This window comes from Streptosporangium sp. NPDC023615 (genome assembly GCF_040640155.1).
Taxonomy (GTDB): Bacteria; Actinomycetota; Actinomycetes; order Streptosporangiales; family Streptosporangiaceae; genus Streptosporangium.
Map to the genome: position 1 here is coordinate 52,977 of NZ_JBFABE010000020.1, position 16,327 is coordinate 69,303.

Here is a 16,327-nt window from a genome sequence, read left to right on the forward strand (position 1 = left end):
GGCGGAGGCGGCCGGGCACGCGGCGCCGATCGGGCACCGAGACGAGGTGGTCGGAAGTGCGCACAGCAGGCGTGCGCGGCACGTACTGCTGGGATCGCCAGAGGACATCCCGAACCACCTCCAATCGGCAGGAGACACGCAAAGCCACCTGAACCTAACACGGTCGGGGGCTTGGTCTCAGCTTACCCACAGGTTCAAGCACCGATCATGCACAACCTGCCAAAATTCGCACCCGCTTTCCGGCCGTCCTCCGCGTGTACGACCGCGCCGCGGGCACGTGAGCCTCCGTCCGGGGGACGGGGACGGGGAACGGAAGGAACGTGATCACCACCGCCCGGCCGGAAGGGGACGCCCGGCCCCGGGGGCCGGCTCCAGCGCCCGGCTCCGGCCACCGGCGCGGGGCCGGGGAACGGCCCGGCTCCGGCGACCGGCACGGGTCCGGGGGACGGCCCGGCGGGACGATAGGCTTCGGCGAGTGCGCGTTCTTGTGATTGGATCCGGCGGGCGAGAGCATGCCCTGTGCCGGTCGCTGGCGGCCGACCCCCAGGTCACCGAGGTCCACTGTGCCCCGGGAAACGCGGGTATCGCGGAGGTCGCGACCCTGCACCCGGTGTCCCCGGCCGATCCGGCCTCGGTCACCGGCCTGGCCCTGGGGCTCGGCGCCGACCTGGTCGTGATCGGGCCCGAGGCGCCCCTGGTCGCCGGGGTCGCCGACGCCGTGCGGCAGGCGGGCGTGCCCTGCTTCGGGCCCTCGCGCGAGGCCGCGCTGATCGAGGGCTCCAAGGCCTTCGCCAAGGAGGTCATGGTCGCGGCCGGCGTGCCCACCGCCCGGTCGCGCACCTGCGTCACCCCCGGCGAGGCCGCCGCCGCGCTGGAGGAGTTCGGCACCCCGTACGTGGTCAAGGACGACGGCCTGGCGGCCGGCAAGGGCGTGGTGGTCACCGACGACCGCGACGAGGCGCTCCGGCACGCCGCCGCCTGCGGCCGGGTCGTCATCGAGGAGTTCCTCGACGGCCCCGAGGTGTCGCTGTTCGCGCTCTGCGACGGCTCCACGGCCGTGGCGCTGCAGCCGGCCCAGGACCACAAGCGCGCCCACGACGGCGACCGCGGGCCCAACACCGGCGGGATGGGCGCCTACACGCCCCTGCCCTGGGCCCCGGACGGCCTGGCGGAACAGGTGATGGCCGAGACCGTCCTGCCGACGATGGCCGAGCTGTCCCGGCGGGGCACGCCGTACGCGGGCGTGCTGTACGTGGGGCTGGCCCTCACGTCCAAGGGGCCCAAGGTGATCGAGTTCAACGCCCGGTTCGGCGACCCCGAGACCCAGGTCGTCCTGGACCGGCTCCGCACGCCCCTGGCGTCCCTGCTGCTCGCCTGCGCGAACGGGACGCTCGCCGGGGCGGGCCCGCTCTCCTGGCACGACGGGGCCGCGGTGACCGTGGTGATCGCCGCCGAGAACTACCCGGGCGAGCCGGTGCGCGGGGACGTGATCGAGGGCATCCCCGACCCGGGGCGGAACGCCTACGTGCTGCACTCGGGCACCGCCCTCGACGGCGACCGGCTCGTCTCCGCCGGCGGCCGGGTGCTCAGCGTCGTCGGCACCGGTCCCGACCTGCCCGCGGCGCGGGCGGCGGCCTACGAGGCCGTGGGGCGCGTCCGCCTGCGCGGCTCGCACCATCGCACCGACATCGCGGCCCGCGGCCTGACGGGGCAGGTGTAGCGCCGCCCGATCCGCATGTCCCGCCGAGCCCGGGGCAGTCGGTGCCCGCCGTCCCCGCCCCCGCCGTCCCCCCGGAGGAGCCATGTCGCTCGACCCCGCGATACCCCCCGAGCGGATCGGCGACACCGGCGGGCTGCGCTGGCCCGGCACCTGGAGGGTGTACGTGGCCACCAGGAGCGAGGAGATCAGGGCCGAGGCCGAACGGGCCCTGACCATGCGCGACGAGGCGGGCCAGCTCGTCTCGGTGGGTGAGGGCATCGGCACGCACCTGGCCCGCGCGGAGACCTACGCGCGCAGCAGGCACGGCCTCCGGCGCTGGCTGACCGGCCAGGCCATCGAGGGCGCCTGGTCCAACGTCCACAGCGCGACCGTGATGCTCTACGGCGTGCTGCCGACGGCCGAGCTGTGCGGGCGGGCGCCGGAGGTGGCCGCGATCGGCCGGGCCTACCTGCCCGGCGACGACCCCCGGCTGGTCCACCTGCAGGCCAGGCTGGCCGCCGGGAACCTCGGGGAGGACGACCGGCCGCTGATGCAGTCGGTGCTGCGGGCCGCCTACACCGCGCAGGCGATGGAGACCGGGCGGGTCCGGAGCTTCCGCAACCTGCTGCTCGGCGGGGTGGTCATGCTGACCCTGATCGTGCTGGGCGTGGTGGTCATCGGCGCGATCTGGCCGCACGTCATCCCGATGTGCGGCGACCGGTCGGTGATCCGCGCCCAGGGGCTGATGCCGGCCCAGATCTGCCCCACCGGCGGCCTGCAGCCCGGCCACGGCGACGTCCCGCTGGTGGCGCTGATCGGCATGCTGGGCGCGGCGCTGGCCACCGCCGCGTCGCTGTCCACCCGCTCGGAGCTGTCCACCCGCTACTCGCTGGCCGTCGTGCAGAACCTTCTCAAGGCCCCCGCCGGGGTGGCCACCGCCGTGCTCGGGCTGCTGATCCTGAACTCGGGCTTCGTACCGGGCTTCGCGGGGCTCGGCTCGCAGCCCGCGATCCTGGTCTGGGCGATGGCCTTCGGGTACGGGCAGCAGGTGGTGACCCGCTTCGTGGACCAGCGGGCCGACAGCCTCCTGTCGGCCGCCTCCCCGCTCACCACCGCGGGAGGCCGCCCGTCCCGATGAGCCACGGCTGAGCCACGGCTGAGCCACGGCCGCCCGCCCCGGCGGGCGCCGGCGCGGGTCCGTCGTGACCTGGGGGGCGACTATCGGCCGTCCGGCGGGTAGTTCAGCACCGAAGTGGCCGGTTCGGGGGCATCCAGCGGCTACTGTTGGCCGATAACCTCGGCTGCCGCCCCGCGCCACACGAATCACCGAAATCACTCCCAAGGAGCATTACGCATGGTCCGTTACCGCGTGCGCGGTGGCAACCCACTTCGTGGAACCGCCTTCATCCAGGGTGCCAAGAACGCCGTCCTTCCCATGATCGGCGCCGCGCTGCTGGCGTCCAGGGGGCGCACGGTCCTGCGCAACGTCCCCATCATCGAGGACGTACGGCGCGCGGTCGAGCTGGCCCAGACCGTCGGCGCCACCGTCGAGCTCCACGAGGCGGAGCGCACCCTGGTGATCGACGCCTCGACGCTGAGCAGCCCCGTGCTGCCCGCGGAGATCGCCCGCCGCTTCCGCGGCTCGGTGCTGTTCGTGCCCGCCCTGCTGCACCGTCTCGGTGAGGCGATCATCGAGGGCGTGGGCGGCTGCAACCTCGGCAGCCGCAACCTCGACTTCCACTACCTGGGCTACAAGCGCCTGGGCGCGATCGTGGACGAGGGCGACTCGGTCATCCACGTCAAGTCGGCGGGCCTGACCGGCGCCACCCTGTACCTGGACACCCCCTCGCACACCGGCACCGAGAACCTGATCATGGCCGCCGCCCTGGGGCGCGGCACCACCGTGATCGAGAACGCGGCGCTGGAGCCCGAGGTGCTCGACGTGATCGACATGCTCTCCCGGATGGGCGCGAGGATCAGCGGCGGCGGCACCGGTTTCATCACCGTGGAGGGCGTCGAGGAGCTCCAGGCCGTCGAGCACACCGTGATGCCGGACCGTCTCGACGCGGGCGTGTTCGCCATGGCCGCCGCCATCACCGGCGGCGAGGTCAACCTGGTCGGCGCCGACCTCGACCACCTCGGCGTGGTCCGCTACAAGCTGGAGCAGATGGGGGTGGAGTTCGCCGAGCACGGCGCCGTTCTCCACGTGCGCAGGGACCGCCCGCTGCGGCCGATCAACGTCATCACCGACACCTACCCCGGCTTCGCCACCGACCTGCAGTCCCCGATCATGACGGTCGCCTGCCTCGCCGACGGCGCCAGCTACATTCATGAACGTATCTTCGACGGTCGTTTCGCCCTGGCCTCAGAACTGAACAAGATGGGCGCCGATATTGAGGTGAAAGAGAACAGCGCGGTCGTTCGCGGCGCCACTCCACTCACCGGAACACAGGTGACGGCCCACGATCTGCGCTCGGGAATCGCCCTCGTGCTCGCCGGCCTCGCCGCCGAAGGCGAGACCGTGATCGAGTCGGGATATCTCATCGACCGGGGGCACTCTTATCTGGCCGAGCGTATGCAGTCGCTGGGGGCCGACGTGCGGCGAGAGATTTCTGCATCGTAATCGACGGGTTTGAGCCGCTCAAAAACCGCTCTGACCTGTGTAAACGGTGCCAGTCATGGCTTTAACCCGGAAGTTGCTTCCGGAATTGGCCGCAAATCGGGCGTGACATTACGGCCCTCGCGAGCGATCGTTCCAAAAGAGAGCCGAAAACAAACGGACGGCATGATGGGACGAACATTGGTCGAGCGGGGCGAAGAAGCGCCACGAGTGTCACGCCCGGGTGCCCTGACACCGGATCTCACCATCGGTGTGGTGGGCCCTCATGACCTCGTCGAACGGGTGATGTTGATGGGGCACGCGGCCGCCCCGTTACCCTGCCGCCTGGTGGCGGCGGCATACCGTGACGAGCAGGAGGCCGCGGACAAGGTCACCCGACTGGGAGCCGGGGTGGACGCATGCCTGTTCGCCAGCCCGGTCCCCTACGACCTGGCCCGGCGATCGGGGGTGCTGACGATGCCCGCGACGTACGTGCAGCTCGGCGGCGCGGCACTGATCGCCGCGCTGGCGAGGGCGGCGCTGGACGAGCGGATGGATCCGCGCAGGGTCAGCATCGACGTGTTGAGCAGAGCCGAGGTCGAGGAGGCCTACAACGATCTGAACCTTCCCTCCGGGGACGTGCAGAGCCGCGACGAGCCGGGCGCCACCGGCACGATCGCGGCCTTCCACGAACGCCTCGCCCGCCAGGGCAGTACGAGCGGGGCGCTCACCTGCCTGCCCGCGGTCGCCGACCGCCTCCAGACCGCCGGGGTGCCCGTGGTCAGGATCCGCCCCACCTCCGCCGCGGTGCGCACGGCGCTGCACACGGCGGCCTTGCTGGGCGCGCACCACCGGCTGGAGGAGTCACAGCTCACCGTGGTCCTGGTCGAGGTGCCCACGCTGCGCGAGCCGGTCCGCCGGGCCGCGCCGCGCTACTGGCGCGACGAGCTCCGGCTCTCCCTGCACCGGCTGCTGGTGCAGGAGGCGAACCGGATCAACGCGTCGGTCACCGCGGTGGACGACCACAGCTACATGGTCACCGCCACCCGCGGCTCGGTGGCCGCGGCCACCGAGGGGTTCCGGGTCCTGCCGTTCGCCGCGCGGGTCCGCGACGAGCTCGGCCTGGCGGTCGAGGTCGGCGTCGGCATGGGCCGCACCACCCACGACGCCGAGTCGCACGCCAGGGCCGCGCTGGCGCGCACCCAGGCGGGCAAGCAGGCCCAGGGGTTCGCGGTCGACCGGGAGGGCAGGGCGCTGATCCCCGCGCCCAGGATGCCTCCCCAGGGCACGGGCCCGCTCAAGCCCAAGGGCGTGGAGGTGCTGGCGCGGCTGGCGGCCAAGCTGGAGGGCGGGGACACGGTGGTGGACGCGGAGGGCGCCGGCAAGATGCTGGGCGTCACCCCGCGTACGGCACGGCGGTTGCTGCGCACGCTGGTAGACGAGGGACTCGCGTGGCCGCTCCCGCCGAACCGCACGCCGCAGCCGGGACGCCCCAGGCAGCTCTACCGGCTGATCGTGGAGAAACTCGGCACCCGCTGAGCTCCGGGTAACGCCCGTTCTCGCGACCGGGAGGCCTCCGCCGCAACCGGCCGGCGGAACCTCCCAGGTCGCGGCCCCGCCGCGGGTCCGAGGACCGAAACCCGCGATAGGGGATGTCGGGCCGAGCCGCTATTGTCATGAGCCATGGGTCATGACAGTGCTGACGGCCGTAAGAGGCTCCTCGTCTGGGGCGCTCTGGCGATCGTGTACGTGGTGTGGGGTTCCACCTACCTCGCGATCAGGATCACCATCGAGACGCTTCCGCCGCTGCTCAGCGGGGCGGGTCGTTTCCTCGTGGCCGCGCTCGTGCTCGGCGTCGCGGTGCGCCTGCTGAAGGGGCGCCAGGCGTTCCGGATGACCTGGAAGCAGGCGGGCGGGGCGGCCCTGATCGGCCTGCTGCTGCTGAACGGCGGCAACGGCCTGGTCGCCGTGGCCGAGCAGCACATCTCCAGCGGGCTGGCGGCACTGCTGGTGGCCTCGGTCCCGCTCTGGCTGGTGATCCTCAGGATCCTTACCCGGGACCGGCCGCAGATCCTGACGCTCACCGGGGTGCTCGTCGGGTTCGGCGGGGTGGCGGCGCTCTCGCTGAACGGCGGGGGCAGCGCGGCCGACGGCACCGGGATCGTGATCATCCTGCTGGCGTCGCTGTCCTGGTCGGTCGGCTCGTTCCTGTCGTCGCGCATCCCGATGCCCGCCGACCCCTTCGCCGCGAGCACCGTCGAGATGGTCGTGGGCGGCGCCGGGCTCGCCGTGAGCGCGGCCCTCGCGGGGGAGCACGTGGACCTCGCCACCGTCTCCACCCGCTCGTGGATCGCGCTGGCCTACCTGATCCTGGTCGGATCGCTCATCGGCTTCACCGCGTACGTGTGGCTGCTGGGCAACGCCCCGATCTCGCTGGTCTCCACCTACGCCTACGTCAACCCGGTCGTGGCTGTCCTGCTGGGCGCCCTGGTGCTGAGCGAGCCGGTCACCGGATCGATGGTCGCGGCCGGCGTGGTGATCGTCATCGGGGTCGCCCTGGTGGTCTCCACCGAGCGCCGGGGGAACGCCGGACCGCCCAGGCCCGAGAAGCCCCGGCAGGAGCCCGCGGCCGTGTAGGGCCGTGCGGCCCCGGCAGGGCCCCCGGCCGTGCGGCCCCGGTCCCGGGCCACGCGGGCCGGGAGCGGGACCGTACGGCCGGGAGCGTGACCGTACCGGCCGGCGGCGGACGCCGCGGGCGCGGTCAGGTGTCCCGGAAGGCGGCCGCGGCGGCCAGAAAGGTGTCGTTGGCCTCGGGGTCGCCGATGGACACGCGGGCGCCCTCGCCGGCGAAGGGCCGTACCGCGACGCCCTCGGCGGCGCACGCCTCGGCGAAGTCGAGGGTGCGCTCGCCCAGCCGGAGCCAGACGAAGTTGGCCTCGCTCACCGGCACCTCCCACCCCTGGGAGATCAGCGCCTCGCGGACCCGGCCGCGCTCGGAGACCACGGTGTCGACCCGCTTCAGCAACTCGTCCCCGGCGGCCAGCGAGGCGATCGCGGCGGCCTGGGCGAGGTGGTTGACCGCGAACGGGACGGTCGTCTTGCGGACCGCGCCGGCGACCGGCTCGCCGCCGATCAGGTACCCCACCCGCAGCCCGGCCAGCCCGTACGCCTTGGAGAAGGTGCGCAGCACGGCCACGTTCGGCCGCTCCCGGTAGACGGTGAGCCCGTCGGTGACCCCGGGGTCCCTGACGTACTCGCGGTAGGCCTCGTCCAGCACGACGAGCACACTCTCGGGCACCCGGTCCAGGAACGCCTCCAGCTCCGCCGCCTGGACGACCGTGCCGGTGGGATTGTTCGGGTTGCACACGAAGATCATCCTGGTGTGCGGGGTGATCGCGTCGGCCATGGCGTCCAGGTGGTGGGTCTCCCCCAGCAGCGGGACCCGCACCGAGGTCGCCCCCGCCAGGTCGGCCAGGAGCGGGTACGCCTCGAAGGAGCGCCACGCGTAGATCACCTCGGCACCCGGCTCGCTCACGGTCTCGAAGAGCTGCTGGGCCACCGTCACCGAGCCCGCGCCGAGCGCCACGTGCTCGGCCGGCACCCCGTGGTGCTCGGCGAGCGCCTCGGTCAGCGCCGTCGCGGCCGGGTCGGGGTAGCGGTGCATCGTGGTCGCGGCCCGGGCGACCGCCTCGACGACCGAGGGCAGCGGCTCGTAGGGGGACTCGTTGGAGGAGAGCTTGTAGGAGCGACCGTCGGCTGACACCACGGCCTTACCCGCCCGGTAGGCGGGCATCGTGTCCAGGATCGCACGGAAACGAGGCATGGCCTTACTTTAGGAGCAGCGGGCGGATGGGGCATCATCCTGTAACACTGGAGGTGAGAGGCATGCCCGACCGGGAGGACGACATGAGCATCGCACCACTGGCCGAGAGGCCGGGCGCCGAGGCGCCCGAGGCCGAGGCGCCGGACGCCGGGGAGCCGGACGCCGGGGCGGAGTCGCCGGAGGCGAGCTCACCCGAGCGTGAGCCGCTTCCCGCCTGGGTGTTCCCCCCCAAAAGGGGCTTCGTGGCCGGCGACCTCGACCGACTTCGGGGGATCCCTCCGCACACGGAACTCGTCGATGGCACTCTCGTCTTCGTGAGCCCCCAGACCAACTTCCACATGTCTATGCTCTTTCTCCTGGAGAGTGAGCTCCGTCGAGCCGTTTCGGCCGATCTGCGCGTTCGCAGGGAGATGACCGTGACGCTCGGAAAGCGTCAACGTCCCGAGCCGGACATCGTGGTGGTCCACGCCGAAGCCGTAAAAGGGCCGAAGCAGACCGCCTACCGGCCGGAGGACGTCGTCCTGGCCGTCGAGGTCGTCTCCGCCGAGTCGGAGGTCCGCGACCGGGAGCGCAAGCCCGTCATCTACGCCCAGGCGGGCATCGTCCACTTCTGGCGGGTCGAGGAGACCGACGACCGCCCGACCGTCTACGTCTACGAGCTCGACCCGGCGACCAGGACCTACGCGCTCATGGGCATCCACCACGACCGGCTGAAGGTCAGCGTCCCGTTCGACGTCGACGTCGACCTGACGGAGGTCGACGACCTCTGATCGACGGCCTCCGGCCGGTGAAAGGGCTCCACGGCTCACTGTGGGAGAGCTCCGATCCGCCCCGGTCATCGCTCGGACACTTCTGGACCTCGGCGAGTCCTGCTCACCCCTCGAACCCCGGGAAGTCACGGTCACACCCTCCACCCCTTTTCGGGCGTGAGGACCTTCCCGTCCACCCCGCTCCCTGCATCACTCCCTCAGGGAGCGCAGCATCGGCGGGTGGAGCATCACCGCGGGGCCGCGGCGGTAGAGCTTGGCCGGGCGGCCGCCGTCGCGGGTGGTGGTGGCGCCGGTGGGCAGCAGGAACCCCTCGGCCTTGGTGACCTTGCGGTGGAAGTTGCGCGGGTCCAGGCCCCGCCCCCAGACGATCTCGTAGACCCGGCGCAGCTCGGCGACGGTGAACTCGGGCGGGCAGAAGGCCGCGCCCAGCGGGGTGTACTCCAGCTTGGCGCGGGCCCGCTCGATCCCGTCGACCATGATCCGCCGGTGGTCGAAGGCCATCTCGCGCAGCAGCGCCGCGACCGGCTGCCAGCTCATGTGCGCCTCGGTGGAGGCGGGCAGGTCCGGGGCGAGGCCGAGGTAGGCCACGCTCAGCACGCGCTGGCGCGGGTCCCGGTCGGGGTAGCCGTAGGTCTGCAACTGCTCCAGGTGCACGGGGGCGCCGGGCAGGCCCGCCCGTTCGGCGAGGACCCTGGCCGCCGCGGCGGGCAGGTCCTCGTCGAGCTGGATGAAGCCGCCTGACAGGGCCCAGCGTCCCTCGTACGGCGGGTTGTCGCGCCGCCAGACGAGTGCGCTCAGCACCTGGCAGCGCACCGTGAGGACGACCAGGTCCACGCTGACGGGAATGCGCGGAACCATGGCAGGCACGTTACACCCCGGTCAGGTCTGCGCGCGGACGTGCAGCGGCCCGGCGGCGGCGCGTCCGTCGGGCGCGATGACCGTCAGACGGATCCAGGTGTCCTCCGGCACCCGGGACCAGTCGAACGGGATCCACGCCGTCCGCATCCCCAGCGGCAGGTCGGGCGGCGGGGCGGTCAGGTCGACCCCGGCCACGGCGACGACGTGGGGCTCCTCGCGCCCCTCCCAGGTGATCGAGACCGTGGAGCCCATCGGGATGCCGTACCCGCGGATCTCCACGCCGTCCTGGATGTCGCGCCGCACGCGCACCGCGTCGGCCGCGATGGGCCGGTCGTGGTCGCGGGCGATCTCCTCGGCCAGGGACGGCGAGCCGCAGGTGTAGAAGTCGCTCCACATGTAGGAGACGACCTTGGAGACGTAGCGCCCGACCTGGGTCACGGCCGTGTCCAGCCGCTCCTTGTCGGTGCGTCCCCGGCCGGAGCCGGCCGCGCACGGCTCCTCCTCGCCGCCGGACGGCTCGAACGACTCGACGTTGGCCCAGAGCTGCACGTCGTGGCCCTGCTCGACCATCCTGTTGCGGGCCAGGTACATCTCCCGGTAGTAGTCGCGGGTCGAGCCGTGGTAGGCGTCGCCGTTGGTCTCCTCGCCGACGACCGTCCGCAGCCGCTCGTCGACCTTCTTCCCGCGCTCGTCCGGCCAGAACAGCCCGACCTTCCCGGTGCCCCGGCTGTCCTGCGGCGCGACGATCCCGACGCCGGTCCTGGCCAGGGCCTCGAACCCCCGGGCGACCTGCTTGGGGGTGGCGCTGAAGGGCCGCTTCCTGCGCGCGTCGAGGTAGGGGCTGACCAGGACGGGCCTGCCGGGCATCTCCTGCTCGACGATCCCGTGCTGGGAGGCGTACACCTTGAGCGTGGGGTGGTCGTCCTCGGCGTCGCCGGCGTACTTCATGTCGCGCATCTGCAGCTCGAACGGCTGGTAGAAGCCGCCCAGCGACGCGCGGTCCTGGAAGCGGGTGCCGTAGTCCTGCAGGATCCGCCGGGTGAGGGTGGTGAGCGTGTCGGTGCCCTGCTTGGCGGCGCGGGTCTTCTGCGCCGGGTCGCGGGGGGCCAGCGGCAGCGCCGGGAAGACCTTCACCCCGAACTTGTCGCCGAGGTCGAGCAGCTCGGTGAGGCTGTCCTCGTGCGCGCCGGCGACCAGGATCACGTGGTAGCCGCGCCCCTTGGCCCTGATGTTCGCGCAGCTCGCGTCGTCGGTGCCGTCGTCGGTGGCGACGATCCGGTAGAAGACGGTCTTCCTCGTGACGATCCTCCGCTCGAACTCGGGGCAGCGGAACAGGCCGGGGCCGAACGCCTCGTCGGTGCGGTAGACGAACGTCCAGCTCACCCGGTTGCCGGGGTTGGCGGCCTTGAGGTCGTTCTCCGCCGCCAGCGCGCACGGCACCCCGTCCTCCTCGCAGGGCTCGTAGCGCGGGTCGATCTCGCCGTCGCCGCTCAGCACCCGGCCGGCGTCGTCGAGCCGGCGGGCCTGCAGCCCCCAGCCGATCCGGATCACGGTGTCGCCGCCCACCTCGTGGATGGCCCGGAACTGCCGCCGCCAGGTGCAGTGGTCGGCGGTGGGGATCAGCCAGTAGCCGGTGACCGCGTACGGCGCGCGGGTGGCCGTGTCGAACGTTCCACACGGGTCGGTGAACTCCGTCGTCCCGGGCACCGGGGCCGAGGCGGACGGGGACGACGCGGCCGGGGGGGCCGCCGACCGGGAGGAGGCCGCCGCCGACGTGCTCCGGCCGGTCGGGGAGTCGTCCCCGGCAGGCATGGTCACCACGAACACCGCCACGGCGACGAGGATCGCCGCGCCCAGGAAAGCGATGAGCCAGCGCACGTTCAGGACACTACCGTTCTCGTGATCAGGCAGACATAAGGAGCTCGGTCGTGCGGGACGTCGTCAGCTCTTGACGCCCGCCCACGCCTCCAGCTGGGCGACGAAACGGCGGGCCGAGTTGGGCCAGTGGTGGTTCGCACGGGCCGCCGCGTACCCGCGGGCGCCCCGCGCATGCCGCTCCCGGGCGTCGTCGCGCAGGGAGAGCACGGCCTGGGCCACCGCCTTGGGGTCGCGCCAGGGCACGACCACGCCGCTGTCGTAGCGCTCCACCAGCTCCACCGCGCGCGGCGACGGGGTGGTGATCACCGGGATGCCGTGGGCCATGTACTCCATGATCTTCGTGGGCATGGAGTGCCGGTAGTTGGGCTCGTCGTGCAGCAGCGACAGGCCGGCCAGCGCGCCGTCGAGCCGCTTGAGCGCCTCGTCGTTCGGCATGAAGTCGCGCCACTCCAGCACGCCCTCGGCCACCGCCTCGTTCAGCATCGGCCGCGACTGCGGGTCGGCGTAGCCGATCAGCTCGACCGCCACCCGGTACGGCTGGAGCAGCCGGGCCACCTCGACGGCCTCGCGCACCCCGCGCGCCTCCGACAGCCACCCCAGGTAGACGACGCGGTCGTCGCCGGGCGGGGTCACCTCGTCGGGCACCCAGGTCTCGTTGGGGACCACCAGGTGGGCCTGGCGGAACCGCCCGGCGTAGGCGGTCTCGGCCAGCAGCAGGTGCAGGTGCCGCTCGGCCGTGCCCTCCAGCAGGCGGGCCAGGAACCGCACCGGCGGACGCAGGAACGCCGGCAGCCAGGGCTTCAGCGAGAGCGTGGCCGGGGTGTCCTCGTGAACGTCCCAGACCACCGGGGGCCGCTTGCGCACGCCCACGACCGCGAGCAGCAGCTCGGGGTCGTGGACGACGACCAGGTCGACCTGGCCGCGCATCCTCTTGAAGACCTTGCGCGCGGCGCGGACGGCCGAGAGCCGCTTGCGCTCGGCGGCGCGGGGGAGGTCGACGCCGTTCACCCAGGAGCGGGCCATCACGCCCCGCGCCGTGTACGGGGCCGCGTACGTGACCTCATGACCGGCGTCCACGAGCGCGCGGATCTGCCGGTGCAGGATCCGGGCGTCCTCGGGGTGATGCACCACCGTCATGACGAGCACGTGCACTGCGCGCAGCCCTCCGTCGCTAGAGCCGCTCGACGCGTTCACCCTCGGCGAGCACGCCGCGGGTGTCGAGCACGAGCTTGCCGTGGTCCTCGACGACGGAGAGGTCGAAGGCGGCGTGCTGCTGGAGCAGCAGCGTCACGTCGGCTTCGGCGACCGCCGTCGCGAGGTCTTCCTCACGCGTCACCTGGACGTCGTCGACCCGCCACTCCTTGACGTAGGGGTCGACGAAGACCAGTTCCGCGCCCAGTTCCAGCAGCGCCCGCGCGACCGGCAGCGCCGGGGTCTCGCGCTCGTCGGCGATGTCGGGCTTGTAGGTCACGCCGAGCAGCACCACCCGGGAGCCGTTGACGGGCTTGCGGTGCCGGTTGAGCAGGCGCTGCACGCGGGCGACCACGTACGACGGCATCCGCTCGTTGATCTCCTGGGCCAGCTCGACGAACCGGAACGGGTAGCCGAGCTTGCGGACCGTGTAGGAGAGGTAGGACGGGTCGACCGGGATGCAGTGACCGCCGACCCCGGGGCCGGGGAGGAACTTCTGGAAGCCGAACGGCTTGGTGGCCGCGGCCTCGATCGACTCCCACAGGTCGACGCCCAGCTCGTCGCAGAAGATCGCCATCTCGTTGACCAGGGCGATGTTGACGTGGCGGTAGGTGTTCTCCAGCAGCTTGGCCATCTCGGCCTCGCGGGTGCCGCTGACCGGCACGACCTGCTCGACGAAGCGGGCGTAGAACGCGACCGCGCGGTCCTTGCAGGCCGGGGTGTAGCCGCCGACGACCTTGGGGGTGTTGCGCAGGCCGTACTTGGGGTTGCCCGGGTCGATGCGCTCGGGCGAGAAGGCGAGGTGGAAGTCGGTGCCCGCGGTCAGGCCGGAGGTCTCCAGGATGGGACGGGCGACCTCGTCGGTGGTGCCGGGCCAGGTGGTGGACTCCAGGACGACCAGCGTGCCCGCGCGCAGGTTGCGGGCGACGGTGCCGGTGGCGCCCTCGACCGACGACAGGTCGGGGCGGTGGTCCTCGTCCAGCGGGGTCGGCACGCAGATGACGACGGTCGCGCTGTCGGACAGCACGGCCTCGTCCAGCGTGGCGGTGAACCCGGCCGCCAGCATGTGCTCCAGGTCGGCGTCGGTCAGGTCGTCGATGTAGGACCTGCCGGCGTTGAGGGCCTCGACCTTGTCGGGGTCGAGGTCCAGGCCGACGACCCGCAGACCCGCCGCCGTGGCCTCCTTGGCCAGGGGCATGCCGACGTAGCCCAGACCGATGACTGCCAGGTCGTAGGCAGTCACAGGATGACCTTGGAAAGCCGGAAACAACACTTCATGGTCGCAAAGGCTATCTCAAGTACGAACGAGCCACGCCTAATGCGATTGAACCCATCGCAAACGGACGGCATCCCCGTTACCAACATGAGACCATCAACCGGCGATCGATTGGTAAATGTCACGGTACGTGGCTGCGATGCGGCTCCACGTCCGCTTGGCCGCCACCTCGGCCCGCCCGGCCTCGCCCATCTCGGCCCTGCGGGCCGGGTCGTCGCGGAGCCCGGCGATGGCCTTGGCCAGCGCCTCCGGGTCCCCGGCGGGCACCAGCAGCCCTGCGCCCTCCGAGCCGACCAGCTCCGACAGGGCCGGCAGGTCGCTGAGCACGACCGGCTTGCCCAGCGCCATCGCCTCGACCGGCTTCAGCGGCGTGACCAGGCGGCACACCCGCAGGTCCTCTCGGGGGCAGACGAAGATGTCGATGGCGGCCTGGGCCTGCAGCGCCTCGTCCGGGCCGACGCGGCCGGGCAGGATCGCGACGTCGCCCAGCCGGAGCTCCTCGATCTGCTCCAGCAGGGCCGGGCGCTCGGCGCCGTCCCCGACGAGCAGCACCCTGACCGGCGCGCCCTCGTCGCGCAGCAGCGCGGCGGCGTTGATCATGGTGGCGAAACCCTCGTAGGCCACGATGCTGGAGACCGAGCCCATCACGATCTCGCCGGGCTCGATACCGTAGGCGGCGCGGAAGGCCGCGCCGTCGTAGTCGGCGGCGAGCAGCGCGTCGTCCACCGCGTTCGGCGCGAGATAGATCTTCTCCCGGGGCACCCCGCGTTCGGCGATCTCCGTGGCCATCGTCTCGGCCAGGGTGACGACCGCGTCGGCCGAGCGCATGATGAACGCCTCGCGGTCGCGCTGCAGCAGGTGCCGCTGGCTGCCGACCCGCTTGGGGTCGCGGGAGGCCCAGGTCTCCTCCAGGAAGCCCCGCACCTCGTACACCATCGGCGTGCCGGTCCGCTCGCGCACCGCCAGCGCCACCGAGCCGTTGCGGTGATCGGTCGCGGCGTGCAGCACCTGCGGCCGCAGGGTCCGCACCAGCTCGGTCACCTCGCCGGCGCCCCGGATCATGCGCCCGTGGCTCTCGAAGGGCACCTCGCCGCTGGGGATCAGCCGGTGGTAGGGGATCCCGTCGATCTCCTCGTACGGCGTCGCGTCGGCGTGGCCCTGCATCATCGGCCAGCCCCAGCTCGTCACGACGTGCGGGTCCAGGCCGGCGGCCTTCTGCGAGGTGACGATCCGGTGCGTGCGCACGGTGTACCCGGCCTGCGTGTACGGCAGCGCGTTGGTCACGCAGTGCAGCACCCGGCCGGGGAACCGCTCGCCCACGATCACCTTGCCCTTGGGCGGGATCGGGTTCGGCTGGATCGCGGCCAGCTCGCCCGCGTAGTAGGCGGCCCGGCGCTTGATGAAGGGGTACCGGGTGTGCGCCTGCAGCACCGCGACGGCCTCGCTCATCCGGCCGGAGTCGAAGTGCTCCTTGGCCTCGGCCCAGGGGCCCTTCACCATGCGCATGCCGAGCTTGCGGACGACGACCCTGGCGCGGCGCGCGACCGGCCAGGCGAACCGGCCCACGACCGGGCGCATCCGCGGCGGCAGCGTCTCGGCGGCGGCCTGCGCCACCCGTACCGGGTCGGACTTGACCTTCGTCACCACGACGCGGGAGACGATCACCGGGTGCTGGACGAATCCCCTGAGCAGGCCGCGCAGCCCGGCCCGGGACGACTTCGCCGACACCGAGGGCACGCCGGTCACCTGGGAGGCGTCCGCGACCGGTGAGACCGGCTCGACGGTGACCGTGCCGGGGTCGGCGTCGTCGAGGGGGGTCTCGGAGGGGGCGGGGGTGCCGGGGGCGTGGTCCTCGGCGTTCTTCGGCGGGTCCGCGTCTGTGGACTGCGGCGGGCCCGTGTCCGTCTTCGGGCGCTGTGGCGCGTCCTCGGCCGGGGTCCGGGGGGTGTCCGTGTCCGCTTCCGGGGCCTGTGGCGCGTCAGCGTCCGGGGTGGCGGCGTCCGGGGTGGCGGCGTCCGCGTCGGTCTCCGTGGGCGGCTCTACGGCCGGGGATGTCGCCTCGGCGGGAGACGTCGCCTCGACGACCGGGGACGTGGCCTCTGAATCTGAAGGAGACGTCGCCTCGACCGCCGGGGGTGTCACCGGCGGGTAGGGGCTCGACGGAACCGAGGGCGTCGGCCGGCCCGGTGGCTTCGCCGGGGCCGAGTTCGCCGGAACCGAGGGGGAGTCTGGC

General features: G+C 72.5%; 12 protein-coding genes. 6 read left to right on the top strand and 6 right to left on the bottom strand.

All coding sequences use genetic code 11. The annotated features are described in order from the left end of the window. Window positions 1-475 precede the first annotated feature (475 nt). The 5 genes from purD to AB0G16_RS16935 all read left to right on the top strand — a co-directional run bounded on the left by purD (window position 476) and on the right by AB0G16_RS16935 (window position 6,935). Complete coding sequence (purD, locus tag AB0G16_RS16915) at window positions 476-1,720, top strand: phosphoribosylamine--glycine ligase (RefSeq protein ID WP_362805416.1); 1,245 nt, start codon at window positions 476-478, stop codon at window positions 1,718-1,720. A gap of 82 nt (window positions 1,721-1,802) precedes the next feature. Next, window positions 1,803-2,837 (top strand): hypothetical protein, encoded by a 1,035-nt coding sequence (locus AB0G16_RS16920; RefSeq protein ID WP_362805418.1) that lies wholly within the window; start codon window positions 1,803-1,805, stop codon window positions 2,835-2,837. A gap of 216 nt (window positions 2,838-3,053) precedes the next feature. Next, a complete protein-coding gene (gene murA / locus AB0G16_RS16925; RefSeq protein ID WP_362805420.1) occupies window positions 3,054-4,322 on the top strand; it encodes a UDP-N-acetylglucosamine 1-carboxyvinyltransferase in 1,269 nt (422 codons plus the stop codon). Window positions 4,323-4,604: 282 nt separating this feature from the next. Continuing rightward, window positions 4,605-5,837, top strand: a complete 1,233-nt coding sequence (locus AB0G16_RS16930; protein ID WP_362805527.1) for a GTP cyclohydrolase IIa — start codon at window positions 4,605-4,607, stop codon at window positions 5,835-5,837. 144 nt (window positions 5,838-5,981) lie between these two features. Then, window positions 5,982-6,935 (top strand): EamA family transporter, encoded by a 954-nt coding sequence (locus AB0G16_RS16935; RefSeq protein WP_362805422.1) that lies wholly within the window; start codon window positions 5,982-5,984, stop codon window positions 6,933-6,935. A 124-nt stretch (window positions 6,936-7,059) separates the two neighbouring features. On the opposite strand, the gene hisC is transcribed toward AB0G16_RS16935, so the two are convergent. After that, window positions 7,060-8,121, bottom strand: a complete 1,062-nt coding sequence (gene hisC / locus AB0G16_RS16940) for a histidinol-phosphate transaminase (protein WP_362805424.1) — start codon at window positions 8,119-8,121, stop codon at window positions 7,060-7,062. An 83-nt stretch (window positions 8,122-8,204) separates the two neighbouring features. Between hisC and AB0G16_RS16945 the strand changes: the two genes are divergently transcribed. Beyond that, a complete protein-coding gene (locus AB0G16_RS16945; RefSeq protein WP_362805426.1) occupies window positions 8,205-8,891 on the top strand; it encodes a Uma2 family endonuclease in 687 nt (228 codons plus the stop codon). A 189-nt stretch (window positions 8,892-9,080) separates the two neighbouring features. On the opposite strand, the gene AB0G16_RS16950 is transcribed toward AB0G16_RS16945, so the two are convergent. The 5 genes from AB0G16_RS16950 to AB0G16_RS16970 all read right to left on the bottom strand — a co-directional run bounded on the left by AB0G16_RS16950 (window position 9,081) and on the right by AB0G16_RS16970 (window position 16,236). Further along, window positions 9,081-9,749: an NUDIX domain-containing protein gene (locus AB0G16_RS16950; protein WP_362805428.1), complete on the bottom strand. Its 669-nt coding sequence runs from the start codon at window positions 9,747-9,749 to the stop codon at window positions 9,081-9,083. Window positions 9,750-9,770: 21 nt separating this feature from the next. Beyond that, window positions 9,771-11,627, bottom strand: a complete 1,857-nt coding sequence (locus tag AB0G16_RS16955; protein ID WP_362805430.1) for a DUF4434 domain-containing protein — start codon at window positions 11,625-11,627, stop codon at window positions 9,771-9,773. A gap of 63 nt (window positions 11,628-11,690) precedes the next feature. Then, complete coding sequence (locus tag AB0G16_RS16960) at window positions 11,691-12,779, bottom strand: glycosyltransferase (RefSeq protein ID WP_362805432.1); 1,089 nt, start codon at window positions 12,777-12,779, stop codon at window positions 11,691-11,693. Window positions 12,780-12,798: 19 nt separating this feature from the next. Continuing rightward, a complete protein-coding gene (locus AB0G16_RS16965) occupies window positions 12,799-14,061 on the bottom strand; it encodes a nucleotide sugar dehydrogenase (protein ID WP_362805434.1) in 1,263 nt (420 codons plus the stop codon). A gap of 129 nt (window positions 14,062-14,190) precedes the next feature. Continuing rightward, window positions 14,191-16,236: a glycosyltransferase gene (locus tag AB0G16_RS16970; protein ID WP_362805436.1), complete on the bottom strand. Its 2,046-nt coding sequence runs from the start codon at window positions 16,234-16,236 to the stop codon at window positions 14,191-14,193. Window positions 16,237-16,327: the final 91 nt, after the last annotated feature.

What these genes read in the sequence shown, in the direction of transcription:
- AB0G16_RS16920 (WP_362805418.1), top strand. Translation starts at nt 1,803, where the DNA reads ATGTCGCTCGACCCCGCGATACCCCCCGAGCGGATCGGCGACACCGGC.
- murA (WP_362805420.1), top strand. Translation starts at nt 3,054, where the DNA reads ATGGTCCGTTACCGCGTGCGCGGTGGCAACCCACTTCGTGGAACCGCC.
- AB0G16_RS16930 (WP_362805527.1), top strand. Translation starts at nt 4,605, where the DNA reads ATGTTGATGGGGCACGCGGCCGCCCCGTTACCCTGCCGCCTGGTGGCG.
- AB0G16_RS16935 (WP_362805422.1), top strand. Translation starts at nt 5,982, where the DNA reads ATGGGTCATGACAGTGCTGACGGCCGTAAGAGGCTCCTCGTCTGGGGC.
- hisC (WP_362805424.1), bottom strand. Translation starts at nt 8,121, where the DNA reads ATGCCTCGTTTCCGTGCGATCCTGGACACGATGCCCGCCTACCGGGCG.
- AB0G16_RS16945 (WP_362805426.1), top strand. Translation starts at nt 8,205, where the DNA reads ATGAGCATCGCACCACTGGCCGAGAGGCCGGGCGCCGAGGCGCCCGAG.
- AB0G16_RS16950 (WP_362805428.1), bottom strand. Translation starts at nt 9,749, where the DNA reads ATGGTTCCGCGCATTCCCGTCAGCGTGGACCTGGTCGTCCTCACGGTG.